18 protein-coding genes and 1 pseudogene are annotated in these 14,023 nt (G+C 62.8%); 18 read left to right on the top strand and 1 reads right to left on the bottom strand.

Annotation, left to right across the window (positions count from 1 at the left end):
- Nucleotides 1-323: 323 nt before the first annotated feature.
- Entirely contained in the window at nucleotides 324-1,001 is a 678-nt protein-coding gene (locus tag BW994_RS17620; protein ID WP_175612142.1) for an RQC domain-containing protein, read from the top strand.
- Between the two features lie 131 nt (nucleotides 1,002-1,132).
- On the opposite strand, the gene BW994_RS17615 is transcribed toward BW994_RS17620, so the two are convergent.
- Nucleotides 1,133-1,483 carry a WGR domain-containing protein gene (locus BW994_RS17615; protein ID WP_245594240.1) on the bottom strand — a complete coding sequence of 117 codons (351 nt, stop codon included), beginning with the start codon at nucleotides 1,481-1,483 and terminating at the stop codon, nucleotides 1,133-1,135.
- A 647-nt stretch (nucleotides 1,484-2,130) separates the two neighbouring features.
- Between BW994_RS17615 and BW994_RS17610 the strand changes: the two genes are divergently transcribed.
- The 17 genes and pseudogenes from BW994_RS17610 to BW994_RS17540 all read left to right on the top strand — a co-directional run.
- Nucleotides 2,131-2,784: a hypothetical protein gene (locus tag BW994_RS17610; RefSeq protein ID WP_076454788.1), complete on the top strand. Its 654-nt coding sequence runs from the start codon at nucleotides 2,131-2,133 to the stop codon at nucleotides 2,782-2,784.
- Nucleotides 2,785-2,787: 3 nt separating this feature from the next.
- Nucleotides 2,788-2,940, top strand: coding sequence for a hypothetical protein (locus tag BW994_RS19790; protein WP_156038171.1), 153 nt, complete (start codon nucleotides 2,788-2,790; stop codon nucleotides 2,938-2,940).
- Between the two features lie 217 nt (nucleotides 2,941-3,157).
- On the top strand, nucleotides 3,158-3,760 hold the full coding sequence (locus tag BW994_RS17605) for a hypothetical protein (protein WP_217696475.1): 603 nt from the start codon (nucleotides 3,158-3,160) through the stop codon (nucleotides 3,758-3,760).
- 114 nt (nucleotides 3,761-3,874) lie between these two features.
- On the top strand, nucleotides 3,875-4,546 hold the full coding sequence (locus BW994_RS17600) for a DUF6927 domain-containing protein (RefSeq protein ID WP_051657578.1): 672 nt from the start codon (nucleotides 3,875-3,877) through the stop codon (nucleotides 4,544-4,546).
- Nucleotides 4,547-4,753: 207 nt separating this feature from the next.
- Nucleotides 4,754-4,909 carry a hypothetical protein gene (locus BW994_RS19780; protein WP_156038168.1) on the top strand — a complete coding sequence of 52 codons (156 nt, stop codon included), beginning with the start codon at nucleotides 4,754-4,756 and terminating at the stop codon, nucleotides 4,907-4,909.
- Complete coding sequence (locus tag BW994_RS17595) at nucleotides 4,906-5,463, top strand: DUF6878 family protein (protein ID WP_083703313.1); 558 nt, start codon at nucleotides 4,906-4,908, stop codon at nucleotides 5,461-5,463. Before BW994_RS19780 ends, BW994_RS17595 begins: the two co-directional genes overlap by 4 nt.
- Nucleotides 5,447-5,638 carry a DUF6915 family protein gene (locus tag BW994_RS20595; protein ID WP_408734960.1) on the top strand — a complete coding sequence of 64 codons (192 nt, stop codon included), beginning with the start codon at nucleotides 5,447-5,449 and terminating at the stop codon, nucleotides 5,636-5,638. Before BW994_RS17595 ends, BW994_RS20595 begins: the two co-directional genes overlap by 17 nt.
- 24 nt (nucleotides 5,639-5,662) lie before the next feature.
- Nucleotides 5,663-7,143, top strand: a protein-coding gene (locus BW994_RS17585) for an IS3 family transposase (protein ID WP_408734959.1) whose coding sequence is annotated in 2 segments (ribosomal slippage) — nucleotides 5,663-6,086 and nucleotides 6,086-7,143 — 1,482 coding nt in all. Because the reading frame shifts where the segments join, the coding sequence is not laid out codon by codon here.
- A gap of 52 nt (nucleotides 7,144-7,195) precedes the next feature.
- Nucleotides 7,196-7,429, top strand: a pseudogene (locus tag BW994_RS17580) (DUF6915 family protein); the annotation flags it as partial.
- Nucleotides 7,426-7,698 carry a hypothetical protein gene (locus BW994_RS17575; protein ID WP_029313342.1) on the top strand — a complete coding sequence of 91 codons (273 nt, stop codon included), beginning with the start codon at nucleotides 7,426-7,428 and terminating at the stop codon, nucleotides 7,696-7,698. The pseudogene BW994_RS17580 and the gene BW994_RS17575, both read left to right, overlap by 4 nt.
- Nucleotides 7,699-7,770: 72 nt before the next feature.
- Nucleotides 7,771-8,427 (top strand): hypothetical protein, encoded by a 657-nt coding sequence (locus tag BW994_RS19770; protein ID WP_051657576.1) that lies wholly within the window; start codon nucleotides 7,771-7,773, stop codon nucleotides 8,425-8,427.
- Entirely contained in the window at nucleotides 8,424-8,918 is a 495-nt protein-coding gene (locus tag BW994_RS17565) for a hypothetical protein (RefSeq protein ID WP_029313340.1), read from the top strand. Before BW994_RS19770 ends, BW994_RS17565 begins: the two co-directional genes overlap by 4 nt.
- 154 nt (nucleotides 8,919-9,072) lie before the next feature.
- On the top strand, nucleotides 9,073-10,434 hold the full coding sequence (locus BW994_RS17560) for a type IV secretory system conjugative DNA transfer family protein (RefSeq protein ID WP_211252806.1): 1,362 nt from the start codon (nucleotides 9,073-9,075) through the stop codon (nucleotides 10,432-10,434).
- Nucleotide 10,435: 1 nt separating this feature from the next.
- Nucleotides 10,436-11,752 carry a hypothetical protein gene (locus BW994_RS17555; protein WP_051657575.1) on the top strand — a complete coding sequence of 439 codons (1,317 nt, stop codon included), beginning with the start codon at nucleotides 10,436-10,438 and terminating at the stop codon, nucleotides 11,750-11,752.
- A gap of 219 nt (nucleotides 11,753-11,971) precedes the next feature.
- Nucleotides 11,972-13,027: an ArdC family protein gene (locus BW994_RS17550; protein ID WP_076454784.1), complete on the top strand. Its 1,056-nt coding sequence runs from the start codon at nucleotides 11,972-11,974 to the stop codon at nucleotides 13,025-13,027.
- On the top strand, nucleotides 13,027-13,686 hold the full coding sequence (locus BW994_RS17545) for an adenine nucleotide alpha hydrolase family protein (RefSeq protein WP_076454782.1): 660 nt from the start codon (nucleotides 13,027-13,029) through the stop codon (nucleotides 13,684-13,686). Before BW994_RS17550 ends, BW994_RS17545 begins: the two co-directional genes overlap by 1 nt.
- Before the next feature lie 80 nt (nucleotides 13,687-13,766).
- On the top strand, nucleotides 13,767-14,023 hold a 257-nt coding region (locus tag BW994_RS17540), incomplete at its 3' end, for a transposase (protein ID WP_175612140.1).

Here is a 14,023-nt window from a genome sequence, read left to right as displayed (position 1 = left end):
CCTGATCAAACTCGCCGTCCAGGTCGAGACATTGAAGAAATCAATTCGCCTGCATCTGCCGCGATCGATGCCGGATCAGGTCATTCTCCGCTACGCTCTGGCCAGACTGCCCAGGTTACTGGTCTGAGCCCAGGGGCGGTTGCCCCGACCGGTCCCGATCTCATCCAACTCCAGCGCCGACACATCGCCAAGCTCATCAAAACCAGCCCAGAGCGGCCGGTGAGTCGTCACGCGCCCACGACGTCAGGTTGCATAGCTAATTGTAGAAGAATTGAATGAAACGCCCTCATGAATAAATGCGGCTAGCGCATTTCGGGGAGGTCATGGCAGAGCCTTGCGGCAACTGCGATACCTGCCTGGCACCGGTTGCGACGTGGGACGGGACCATCGCGGCGCAGAAGGCGATGTCAGCGGTCTTGCGCACCGGAGAACGGTTCGGGGTGGGACATCTAATCGATGTTCTGCTCGGCGCGAACACCGACAAGATCAGACGGTTTCGGCATGAGCGTTTACCGACGTTCGGGGTGGGCAAGGAGTTCAGCCGGCCTGTTTGGGGTTCGGTATTCCGACAGTTGATCGTCCAAGGCGCGATCGAGGTCGATCACGATCATTTCGGCGCGCTGAAGCTGACATCCGTCGGCGGCCAGATACTCCGCGGCAAAACAACGATCGCGTTCAGGCGGGATCAGGCGACCCGCACGGCGACCGCGGCCGTCGCAAAAAAGGCTGAGCGGATCGAACTTGGGAAGAGTGATGCCCAGCTGTTTGCGATGCTGAAGGCCGAGCGGGCTTATCTCGCCAAAACACAAAATCTGCCAGCCTATGTGATTTTCACCGATGAAACCCTCGCCGCAATTGCCAAGGCACGCCCCCACAGCCTGTCGGAATTGGAACCTATCCCTGGCATGGGTACCACGAAGATCGAGCGGTACGGCATGAACGTCATCGATGTTGTGATGGCGTTCGAGCAGCCTGACGATATCGGAGATTCGATGGAGTGAGCGATCGCACGTCGGCTGGAGGTGAGCCGGATGCTTCGTAAGTATAGCTTTTGCATCTACAAAAGGTTTCCCCAGGCGGAACCAGTATTATGTTGATGACCCCTTAATGTCGTTCGCGATTAGGCTTTGGATCAAGCACTATGCTGATCCATGTAGCCACGTCGGCGTTTGCGTCGGGCGAGGGAGGCCAGTGCATCAAGCGCGCTACCAAAATCCGGATAGGACTCCAGCCGAATTCGGCAGGTACGTCCAATCCGGCCCCAGCGACGCGCCAGGACAACGGTGCGGAACAAATCCGACTGGATTTCAATCTGATAGTAGCGGCGTTCATTCAACGCTGGTCGGAGCCGGGTCAGGGTTACGCGCTCGGGAAACAAGAGCAACTGCACCGCGGCAGACCCCGGGTCCCGCACACGACGCCGTCGTGACAAGGGCCGATCGACGGTTCCGACCGGCGTTGATACAGGGCTACCGCGCGCCATTATGTGCAAATATATCAGGGATATGCGGAGAAAGTAACTCCTAAATTCATCCATGATCAGCGAAGTCTGAGGCGTGGGACAAGTGCGGGGAGGGGTAGGAAGGATCGTCCTCCCCGACCTTGCAGAGATGCTTGGGCATTGGCCTAGTCGCGGCCAAACCTGTTTGCTGGTGGCGTCGGCAAACGGGAAGCGTTCGGTTGTTGGGTAGCGACGCAGTTTGCACGCCGGCTCTTTCACGGACGGCGTGCTGAGGCGGGTGCGTTCGTGTCACAATCTCTAATTCTGATAAGCGGGTAGGGGTTTTGGGCGAAGTCACCTGTGCCGATGACGTACGTCGGACCATGATTTGGGTTACCGCGGTCCGGTGATCCCGGCAAACGGTGGGTCCTCGCCATGCTCGATCGCGCGGCAGGTACCGCGCGCTCTGTGCGTGGCTCTGGTCCCGCGATGCGCCCTCAAGCGGTCGCACGCGCGTTTGGCTGGATCACCGGCCAGCGGTTGCTCTGTGGTTATCGAGGCACGGAAATGCGGAACGGAGGGTCCGTTCGCTGTTGCTTCGATCCACGGAGCCACCAATGAACTCCCTCGATCACGACATTGAGGTTGACCAGCTCAGACGGCCGATCTCCTCATCCCGAGCGTGGATCATGTTCCGATCCGGCAACCGCCTCAATCTGCTCGATCCAGCGCCGAATGCATGGACCGACGCCGATCTAGCGACCGGTCTGTCGCGCACCTATCGCTGGGGCGGGCATTCCTGCTGGGATCTGCCGCTGTCTGTTGCCCAACACAGTCTCTCCGTGCTGGCGATACGCAAGCTGTTGGCGCCATCGCCACTATCGCCGGGTGAGGCGCTGCGCGAATTGCTTCACGATGGAACCGAGGCGTTGATCGGCGGGTTCGATCCGATCACCCCGCTGAAGCCGCATCTTGGAGAGGGCTATCTCCAGATCAACCGGCGTCTCCAGGCGGCATTGAACCAGCGCTACGATCTGCCGCCCTGGACGGTGGCCAGCCATCAACTCCACAAACATTCCGATCATCTCGCAGCCGCGAGCGAGGCGCTCCATGTCGTTGGCTGGCGCAAGGCGGCGCTGCGGCGCGATCTAGGCATCACGCTCACACCGCTCGACCGAGATCCTCTCACGATCCCGCCAGGCATGGCGCCATGGGAGCCCTGGCCAGCGCATCTGGCGGCCGAACGATTCGAGGAAGCGCTGCGTGACCTGCTCCGCGCCCGCCGTGAAATGTCGCAACCCGCCGATGATCTGGAGTATGATCAGTCTGAAGCGGCGGAGTAGGCGATGAGCAACTATTTTAGAAATCTCGTGGCGGTCGTGATGATCGGTGCAGCGTTCGGCTATATTTTCGCACCGCAGATCCATCGGGTGAAACACGCATTTCTGGCATGGAAAGCCCGGCGTGCGCGCCGACGGCGCGGCGGCCTGCTCCGGTAGAGCGGATACCTCATCGCCGGCAACGGTGTTCATGTGCGCCGCGACCCGGTGCCGATGGAAATAGAAGCAACGACCGAACCAAAAACCGAGCACCAAGGGCTAAATACAAGATGGGAAACCTCGTGCCGCATGCGGGGTGACCGCCGCAAGGGGATGTCGCTGCGCTCCCGCGCTGCGGGCGCAGGCGCCCTGGCGCGCCCTTGCCCCGGTCTCCCCGATGCGGCCGGAGGAGGGGGTCTTCAAGGAGAAGACTGAAGGAAAGTCAGATGAAATCAAAATCAATCTCATCGCTGGATATGCGACGTCTCGCCGCAGTGATCTTGTTTCTGACGGGGGGCGTCCTGCTCGCCGTCATCCTCGCGAAGCCGGAAATCACGCTCTTGCCCGCACCGGCGGTCACCCAGCCGAGTGGGAAGGTAGTGCGATGATCGATACCATTGATGTCGAAGCGCCACCGGCCACGGCTACCGATTACGAGTCCGGTCCCGACGATGATCAAGGGGCCGGCCTCTACTGGGTCGCGGTTTTCCTGATTGACCTGAGTTACGGCGGCCCCGAGGAAGGAGGATGGTGGTATCAAACCGGCATCCTCGCGATCGACCCGTGGGTCTATGAAACCCTTGGGGCCGCCCCGGCGGGCTTCTGCACCATCGCTGCGGCCAACGTCCACGCGCAGCAAATGCGGATGAAACTACCCGAGGTGAACCAAGCCCGTCCTGACATCTCGCAGACCAACTCGGTTGGGCAATACGATGTCCGGGTCATGCGCGCCCAGAGCATGCCGACGCATTTCCCGAGGATACGGCCCTCATACGAATAGGCCGCACGTCGGCAGCCACCTGCCCACCCTCGAACCGTCAGGCCCGCCCTTATCGGCGGGCTTTGCGTTTTCGGGGTGGGGGATTGCTTTAACCCCTCTCAAAGGAGTCCCGTCATGGGATGGTATTATCAACCGATCGGTGGTCGTAGCACCGCCGACAAGGATGCGTTTTTGCGCAGCGAAATCGAGCAGATCGCAGACAAGCCGGGAAAAGCCGAGATCAAGGTGGTCAAATCCGCCTTCGTCGGTTCGACCTGGTATGCGGCGGTTCTGATCGGCATTCCCGATCAGACGCCATACACCGTGGCCTATGTATACCTGACGCAAATGGGCCGCGATGGCGATTTCGGTTACAAGCCGATGGACGAGTCGGTTGGTCCCTGCGAGGTCGATTGCCCGGTCGGGATCATGAATTTGCTGAGCCCGATCGATCAACTACCCGGCGCGGGATATGCGGCGGACTGGCGGGCACGGGTTGCTGCCGCTCGGGAGCGCAAAGCCGGCGTGCGGCGGCAGCAAGCGCGCATCGTCAGCGGTACCCGCATCCGGTTCGCAACCCCGCTCCGGTTTACCGATGGGGCCAGCTACGACAGGTTCATCGCCGAAGCTATGTCATGGCGGGGACGAATGATCCTCGCTTTCCGGCCGGTCGATGCCGGAGACCGTCCGCTTGGCGGCCGATACCGGATCCGCGGGCGTGTGCTCGCAACGGCTGAAATCGAAACCGCTGAACGCACGACCTCAGCGACGCCAACGTTGATGAGGGTGGATCAAACCGTCGCCTGAAGCGATCGGTGTAGGCCCGGCTGCCACGGTCGGTCCGTGCGGGGCAAGGCGTGGGTCCTCGCCATGCTCGCCTGCCCCGGAGGGCAGGCTGTGCGTGGCTCTGGTCCTGCGCTGCGGGCGCTCCGCACCCTTGCGCAGCCTTGCCGCGCCCGGCACCGCCGTGGCCGCGATCCGGACATCTTCACGAAGAAGATGAAGGGAAAATCCATGAAACTCATCAAGACAACCCTGCGCGGCACGCTCGAATTCCTGATCGTTCTCGCGATCCTGCTCGCTGCCGCCATCGCGCCGGGCCTGCTCAGCGCGAGCAGCTCCACCATCGTTCTCTTCCCCCATACCCATCAGACGGAGACCACCCCATGAGCGATCATTCCACCACACCGACGGCCGAACCGGCATCGGTTGCCACCGCGACCGCGCTGATTGCTGACTACACGGAGGCACATACCGAGTTCCAGAAACTGCAAATCTCGATCCTGCGAAAAGCCAAACCGATCCTGTTCGGCGCCTTGAAAGCCGCCGGGATCACGCGCGTCACCGTGACGTTCGATGGCTACGGCGACAGCGGCCAGATCGAATCGGTCGAGGCTTACGACGCGGAGAAACAGCCGATTGATCTGCCGGCGGAACCCATGCCCTATCCGTTCGCCACGATGGAAGAACGATATGAACCCTGTTCGGAGACACCGAGCGGGCAGCGCTGCGCCGGCTATGAAGTCCAGGAAATCGAAAAATCATCCCTGATCCAGGACATCATCGAGGAGATCTTCTGGGAATTCATCGGCGAAAAGCACGACGGATGGGAGAACAACGACGGCGGATTCGGCGAGTGCGGATTCGATGTCGAGAGCGAGACGATCCGGCTGGAGATGAACGAACGCTACACCGAAACAAATTACTATGAACACGAGATGTGAGGGCCCCGTGGCACACCCGTATCACCATGCGGTGTCATCCGCCCGTCAGTGGGGCAGCGCACCCGACGACTACCAAGCGATCCATGACTTCCTCGATTCCAGCAAGGCAGCAGTCGCCGACTTTCCCTCCGTGCCAATGACGATGAGACACGAACCCCCGGGAAATTACACTTGAGGGTGAGAAAGGTTTACATCGATCATGCCCATGATTTCCCCATCTCCCATTGAGGTTGTGTCCGGTGCCGGTACGGACGGCGGCCGGAGGCCGACGGTCGTGCCGGCACCGGACACAACCTCGCCGGAATTATCGCCGCGGCCCCGGCGACGGGTGTTCACGGTCCATGACAAGCTGCGCATCCTGGCCGAGGCCGATCGCGCCACGCTACCCGGTGGGATCGGTGCCATCTTGCGGCGCGAGGGCCTGTATTCCTCAGCCCTGACCGACTGGCGGCGCCAACGCGACGCCGGGACGCTTGGCGCGCTGGCCCCGCAAAAACGCGGCCGCAAAGCGGTTCCGGTTAACCCGCTGGCCGCTGAAATGGCCGCTCTTCAGCGCGACAATCTGCGCCTCACTCGGCGCCTGGCCCGCGCAGAAGCCGTCATCGATGTTCAAAAAAAAATTGCGACGCTGCTCGGGATCCCGCTGGACCCCAGCGACGACGCGACATGACAAACGCCATCGCCGCTCTCGCACCCGCCGATGGCATCACCAAGGCTGTCTGCGCAGCTCTGGGGCTTTCCCGCGCCAGCGTGCAACGCCGGCGGGCAATTCAGTCGAAACCACCCCGACTGCCCCGGTCACGCCCGCCATCGCCGCGCGCGCTGAGCGCCATCCAACAGCAGTTCGTGCTCGATCTCCTGCACGAACCGCGCTTCGCCGATCAGGCGCCGGCCGAGATCTTTGCCACCCTGCTCGACGAAAACGTCTACCACTGCTCGATCCGAACCATGTATCGCATCCTCGGCCGCAACAGCGAGGTGCGCGAGCGCCGTGCCCAGTTACGCCATCCCGCCTATCAGAAACCTGAATTGCTCGCCGAACGCCCCAACGAGGTTTGGACCTGGGACATCACGAAACTGATGGGCCCGACGAAATGGACCTATTTCTACCTCTACGTCATCCTCGACATCTTCAGCCGCCGGGTCGTCGGCTGGTGTATTGCCGATGCCGAAGCCGCCAGCCTGTTCCGCCCTCTGTTCGATGACGCTGTCATCAAACACCACGTTCTCCCAGGCCAACTTACCTTGCATGCCGATCGCGGCGGCCCGATGAAAGCCAAGGCCACCGCCCTCCTGCTCGCCGATCTCGGCGTCACCAAGTCACATAGCCGGCCGCACACCTCGAACGACAATCCGTTCTCCGAAGCCCATTTCAAAACCCTGAAATACCAGCCGAAATTTCCTGAGCGCTTCGGCTGCATCGAAGATGCAAAAACCTTCTGCCGCGGCTTCTTCGATTGGTACAATCACGACCACCATCACGCCGGCATCGGCCTGATGACGCCTGATCAGGTTCATTACGGCCAGGCCGATCAGGTCTATACCGCACGCCAGACCACCCTCGATCACGCGTTCCGCCGCAACCCCGAACGCTTCGTCAACAAACCACCAACTCCTCCGGCCAAACCAACCGCTGCCTGGATCAATCCACCGATCGCAACGCTCAAAGCCCAAGCCTAATTGCCAAACCGGGGTGTCTCATTGTCGTTGACACGTTCCGTTTCGGCACCGCGCAGCACTCCACCACTCGAGCGGCATCTTCATCACCGAGCGCTTGTTCGGTCACGTTCTGACCAACAGTGCGGGTCGGATCGTTCCGGTCCGGCTGATCGCCGAACAGCACGTGAAAGAAGACCTCGGTCGCATTCCAAGTTTCGCGGACTGGGTGCGCGCAATCCGGCCGGAAGCCTGGATGGGACCGCGCAGCACGCTGGGCCGCGACATTCTGGAAGGAACCGGATCATGACCGAATACATCGTGAAGCTCGGCTTCTGGCTACGCGCCTACAACAGCATCACGATCGAAGCGAACAGCGATGCCGCGGCCATCGAGGCGGCGAAGGTCGCGGCCAAACACGCGATGGAATCAGCCAGTCAACCCGAACACATCGACACCGACGATCGGCGCCAAGGGATCATCGCCTACATCGACCGGATCAGTTCCACGGGAAAGGAGCCGGTCATCGAGAACGTCCCGTTCGACGATGACCGCATCCATCCCCAACCCGGCGGCTGATCGTCAGCTTTCCCTCTCATTCCGAGAAGCCCGGTCTCGCACCGGGCTTTTTCATTCACGGAGCTTTTTCTCATGGCCGACTATTCCACACGATTTTCCTGCCGGCTCGATACCGGTTCAACCGAGAACGCCGCTCGCGCCGTGCGACTGTTTGCCGCCTACGAGCGTCTGATGGCGCGACACGGCGATATCGCCTGCTTCGAGGTGGAAACCGACCAGATGGAGGATTCACCGGGTGGCATCTGGATCCATGACGGTGATGGCATGGGAGATCCCGATCATGTCATCAATTACGTTCTTGCCTGCGCCAAGCGCTTCAAACTGCGGGGGCGATGGGGGTTCAGCTGGGGTTATGATTGCTCCCGGCCGATCCTGGACGCCTTTGGCGGAGGTGCCTGCGTCCTCGATCTCGGCGCCGGCGAGGTCGTCGGCGATTTTCACTGCGGCGACTGGATCGACGAGATGATCCAGGCCGGCAAGCGCTTCATGATCTATTCACCGAATGAAGCCCAGATGGGGCAGGGGTGTGGTTACTGGTCCAATGACGATGGCTGGGTGGATCTGAACAGCGCGACGATCTTCGACTGGTCTGAGCGCAAGACCTTCTGCTTGCCAGCCAGCCTCGGCAATGACGCGGACAGGGTCGACATCGACGGAGATGGAACGCCGGGTCTGGAAATTCATTTGCCAGCCGATGCCGATCGGCCGAAAATAGGCACCGTGCCATGAAGCGTTCCACCCTCATTCTCGGGCTTGGCCTTTGCGCTGTCGTCTTCCTCTATGGTCGTGAGCGCGCGCCATCGGGCCGGACCACGGCACGGCCGGATATCACCCAACTGGTTCAGACTGCCGATCGTCGTGCGGCTAAAGCGCAGGCTCGACAGGCAACGCAGGCGCAGAAACCCAATCTGCCTGCCACGGCGACCGAGACGGTCGACAAGACCTTGCCGAACCATGCTGCCCAGATCGCCCGGCTCGAGCAGGAATATCGTGACCATCCGGGATTCCGTCAGCTGGTCACCGACTATAACGACGAGACTGGACACCCGAACCGCGGCGTGACCGCCAGCCTCGAAGCGCTCGACCAGAACGCAGTCGCCGGCGCACCAGCCTTCGCGTTGTTCCGCGCAGTTCAACCCCGTGCCGAGATCACCCGTGCGCTCGAACAGCATTGGCGCGATGAGCGTGAACGGCGAGATCGAGACACAACCGCTCCCTGACCGCGTCATTGTGACCACGACGTCATTGTGAACGCGACGTTCCGGTCCTGATCCGAATTACTCCGACGAATTCAACCCTGCCAGCGCGCCCCACGAGGGCGCGTTGGCGTTTCAACATGCCGTATCCTTCTCGGCGCTGTCCCGGAGACATCCCATGCCCGCAAGATTACATCCCGCGCCCGACAAGGCGCTCGAACGGCCGCGTATTGTCCGCCCTGGCGATGATAATTTCCCGACCACCCCGGCGCTTCGCACCCTGCTGCGCGACCGCGGCATGATCGAAGAACCCGATCCACCACCCGCAACGATCGCGCGTGCCGGTTCATCGCCAGCACCGAGCCTGAAAGGGCCGCGATTCACCCTCGGCAAGACGCCGCGCGGGACACTCGACGTCGATCTCTCCCGGTTGATCGCTTACAAATGCCTGATCCAGGGATCGGCCGGCGCCGGCAAGTCCATGGCGCTCCGCCATATCATCGAGCAGGCACATCCTCATACGGCGATCGCCTTGCTCGATCCGGAAGCCGAGTTCGCCAACCTGGCCTCTCATATCGGCGCTCCCACGATCCGGGCGGCCGACGTCGCCGCGGATGGGCTCGCCGTCGTGGCACTCAATGCCCGGCGGCACCGGCTCTCGGTGCATCTCGACCTGAGCGATCTCTCACCCGACGAACGGATCGTGCGCGCCTCCGCCTTTCTGAACGGCCTGCTGACCGCACCCAAGGAACACTGGCCGCACACGATGCTGGTCGCGATCGACGAAGCCCATCTGATTGCGCCGCATCTCGCCGCATCGGGGCGCGACGCCGAGATCCGCCGCCTCGGGATCGCCACCCTCACCGAACTCTGTGCGCGGGGCCGCAAGCGTGGCCTCGGACCGGTGATCGCAACACAGCGTTTGGCGAAGCTCGCGAGTTCCGTGGTCAGCGAATGCCACAATCATCTGCTCGGCTTGAACGTCTACGACCGGGACGTCGCGCGCGCCGGTGATCTACTCGGGTTCCCCTACCAGAAAGCCTGCCAATTGCGCACACTGCCGGCAGGACGGTTCTTCGCGATCGGCCCGGCCTTTGCGCGGGAGGCGGTCACGGTCGACGTCGCGATCGCGTCCACCCCGCATGTCGGCGCGACACCCACACCGATGCCTGGGGCACGGATGAGTGACGCCGACGCCCGCGACCGGCTCGATCTCGATCGCCTGCCCGCCGCGGCGGCCAGCGACCATCGTCCCGACCGCAGAGGCAGACTGGCGCTCAGCCTGTTCTTGCTCAACGACCTCGCGCCGGTCGCGGGCACGATCGTCCAGACCCTGAAACGGATCTCTCCCAATGCCACGACCACCACGGAGATCGCCGCCAAGCTCGCGATCGAACCGGGGATCGTCGATCAGGCGATCGATCTGCTGATCGGGGAGCGAATGATCGACGCCCTGCCGCGCAACGACTGCCGCGTCGTGCGCCTGGCTGCGGCGCTGCGCACCCTGATCGCCGATACACCCATCGTGGGGTTGTCCTGACATGGGCGATTACGAGATCGTGGCGCTCGATCCCGCGACTGCGGACCGGGTGCTACCCACACCGGCAGAGATGACCCCGGTGCGAGAGATCAGATACCACACGCGAGGTTGGATGCCGGCGGAACTCGATACGCTCCGGGATATGCTCGGCGCAGATGCGTCCTGGGAGGAGATCGCGATTGCCGTCCGTCGCACGATCGAGACGGTGAAAGACAAAGCCTGGGAACTGGGCCTCTATCGCCCGAAGTTTCGGCCATGGACCGAAGATGAGGACCGTGTCCTGATCACGGACTACGGCAGCGTGCCGACTGCAACACTTGCGCTCCGCCTTGAACGTGGTGTGCCGGCTGTTTACGTCCGCGCCGGGCTTCTCGGTCTGACGAAGGCGGCACCTCCGCCGTGGTCGGAAGCCGAAGATGCCGTTCTTCGAGCGGTCTACACGACAGAAGCGACGATCGCCGAGATAGCCGCGCGTCTGGGCCGCTCTGGCTCCGGGGTGATCAGTCGGGCGTCGCATCTCGGTCTGCGGCGGCCAGAAGGACCAAAGCCCTGGCATCCCGATGAACAGGCCCTTGCGCTCAAACTCGCCGAGGAGGGGTATCTCTATCCGGTGATCCGCCGCAAGCTCGCCGCCAAGGGATTCCCCTTTCGCGCGGAAAGCAGTTTTCAGGCTTTCATCGCGGCGAGCGGCTATCACCGGGGTTGGGGTCGACCCTGGATCGAGGAGGAATGCGATCTCCTGCGCCAGGCCTATCAGACCGGCGACAATCTGGTGGCGCTCAGTCACCGGCTCGGCCGATCGCGTCATTCGATCCGCTGGAAAGCCGCAGAACTCAACCTGTCAGGCACCCACCCAAAGCCCAACGGCGCGCGCCAGGGTCGCCCCTGGAGCGAGGCAGATGATGAAATGCTCCGGGCGAATTACGGCAGAGGCCGGATGAAGACGTGCGAACTCGCCGGCCTGCTCGATCGGCCGAAATCCGCCGTCTACAACCGCGCCTTCACCCTCGGATTGGATCATGGCTACTGCCGGGACTGGACCCCGGATGAAGATCTCCTGATCCGCATCGCCCATGCGGCAGGCGTCTCGATGATCGATCTTGCCAAGGTAATGCGGCGCGATCCGACGATCGTCTCGAAGCGGGCGATCAAGATCGGCCTGTCATTCTCCCAGCGCGATCACGCAGCCCCGCGTAATCTTCGCGCCCATCGGCCGGTGCTCGACCGTGCCGCGATCCTCGCGCTGGCCGCGCCGACCGGCCCGGCGGGTGACCCCTGGCGATCGTTCAAGGTGGTTCGGGTCTTCGGTCACGATTGAGGCGGCGGACATGAAAGCGATTTCCGCCGCAAGCGTGAAGCGATGCCGCATGCGGGTCGCGCGCCGCAAGGGGTAGGGCCTCGCCATGCTCGCCGGCGCCAGCGCCGGCTGCGCGTGGCTGCGTTTCCCGCGGGACGGGCCAAGCGGCCCGTCCCGCGCCCTTGCCCCGCCCGCCCCGACGCGGCCGCCGAACGGTGTTTCAGGAAAGGAGAAACACCGATGAACAAATCCAAATGGCGGCGCTCCGGCAAAGCCGATCCCAATCCCCGCGACATCTACCAGGAGGTGACCGACAAGATCCTCGCTGCGCTCGAACGCGGCGTGCTGGCGTGGCAGCGGGGCTGGGATCAGGGCCTCGCCGGCGCACCGATGAACCCGACGACGGGGCGGGCCTACCGCGGGATCAACACCCTTCTGCTCGGCATGATGCAAGACGCGGCTTTCAACGGCGATCCGCGCTGGTGCTCATATCGGCAGGCGCAAGCCCGGGGCTGGCAGGTCCGCAAGGGCGAACGCGGCACCACCGTCGTGTTCTACCGCAAGCTCCAGCGGCGGGGCGGCACGGACGGGGAGACATCCGGCATCTCCCATGATGGGGAAGGGGAGGGGGCACGCCCGTTCTTCATGGTGCGGGCTTCCACGGTCTTTCATGCAACCCAGATCGACGGCATTCCCGTCTATAACCCACCCGGGATTGCAGCCGAGCCGTGGCGCACGCCGGAGGCGGTCCAGACGATCCTCGACAACAGCGGGGCCACCATCCACTACGGCGGCTCGCAGGCGTGTTTCGTGCCATCGCGCGACTGCATTTACCTGCCGCCCAAGGGCGCGTTCCGCAGCGATGCGGCCTTCTCATGTACGGCGCTGCATGAACTCTCCCATTATGCTTATGCGCCACCCCGGCTCGACCTGAGCCAGGGCGGCCGATTTGGCTCGGCGGCCTATGCGTTCGAGGAACTCGTGGTCTCGATCGCCTCGGTGAACATCTGCACTGTAGTCGGCGTCGAGGCCGAGATCGAGAACACCGCGAGCTACCTGGCCGACTGGATGACCGTGATCAAGTCGGACAAGAGAGCGATCTTCCGCGCGGCGGCCGATGCACAGCGCGTGGCCGATTACATCCTCGGCTTTCATCCCGACTACGCGGCTGCGGTGCGAGCGGCCAACGAAGCCGGCGCGGGAGAGCAGGACGGCGACGGCGATCCGGGAGACACGCTCGACGAGTTCGACGACCAGGCTGTGCCTGTTGTCGAACGTCTCGCGACGGCTGCGTGATGGACGCGTTTTGCTCCGCAAGCGCGGAGCAGGGCAGGGGGGACAGCGAACGATGCGTCCCCCTGCCCACCAAACGCCGGCAAGGGATTCTGGCCCTCGATATCGACGCCAACACCGCCACCGGCACCGGCTGGGATTCCGAATGCCCGCCAATCGCGTTGACCCCGGAGGTCGAGCGCTTGCTGGCCGCTGATGCCGCCGTTGCGATCGGGGTTAGTGGCGGCAAGGATTCCGGCGCGGTCGCTATTGCGGTGGATCGTCATCTAAAAGCCATCGGCCACGCGGGACCGCGCATCCTAATCCACGCCGATCTCGGCCGGGTGGAGTGGCGCGACAGTCTCCCCGCCTGCCAGCGCCTTGCCGAGGGGATCGGCTGGGACCTTGTCATCGTGCGCCGACAGGCCGGGGATCTGCTGCACCGGTGGCATGGGCGCTGGGCCAACAACGTCGCCCGGTACGCCGCCCTCGAATGCGTGCAGGTGATCGTGCCCTGGAGCACACCATCGATGCGTTTCTGCACCTCCGAAATGAAAACCAGGATCATCGCTTCGGCACTGGCCAAACGCTTCTCCGGTCGCCCGATCCTCAACATCACCGGGATCAGACGGCAGGAAAGTGCAAACCGGCGCGGCAAGCCAATTAGCCCGCATTATGCATGAAGGTCGGCGAGCATAGCGTAAACCGTTGATTCGTTGTAAGTATTTGTTGTTGAGACAAAACTTCACCACGACGGAACACCATGCTCGCCTCGGTTGCAAATACTCCAATTCTCCCTGGTCTGTCACCTGTCGCCGGCAAGTCGATCGAGGCCCGGTTCGACGGCGATCTGCTCTCCTCCGACGGGGGGTTGCTGGGGTTACGCGCCATCGAGCAACGGCTCGGCATCGCAAGTCGTTTGGCCGCATGCATCGATGATCCTCGTGCGCCTGGGCGTGTGATCCATGGGCTCGACGAAATCATCCGGTTTCGCATGCTGATGATCGCGGCCGGCTACGA

Origin of the sequence: Acidiphilium rubrum (assembly GCF_900156265.1) — a bacterium.
In the GTDB taxonomy this organism is placed as follows: domain Bacteria; phylum Pseudomonadota; class Alphaproteobacteria; order Acetobacterales; family Acetobacteraceae; genus Acidiphilium; species Acidiphilium rubrum.
This window is presented reverse-complemented; position numbering and strand designations above follow the sequence as displayed.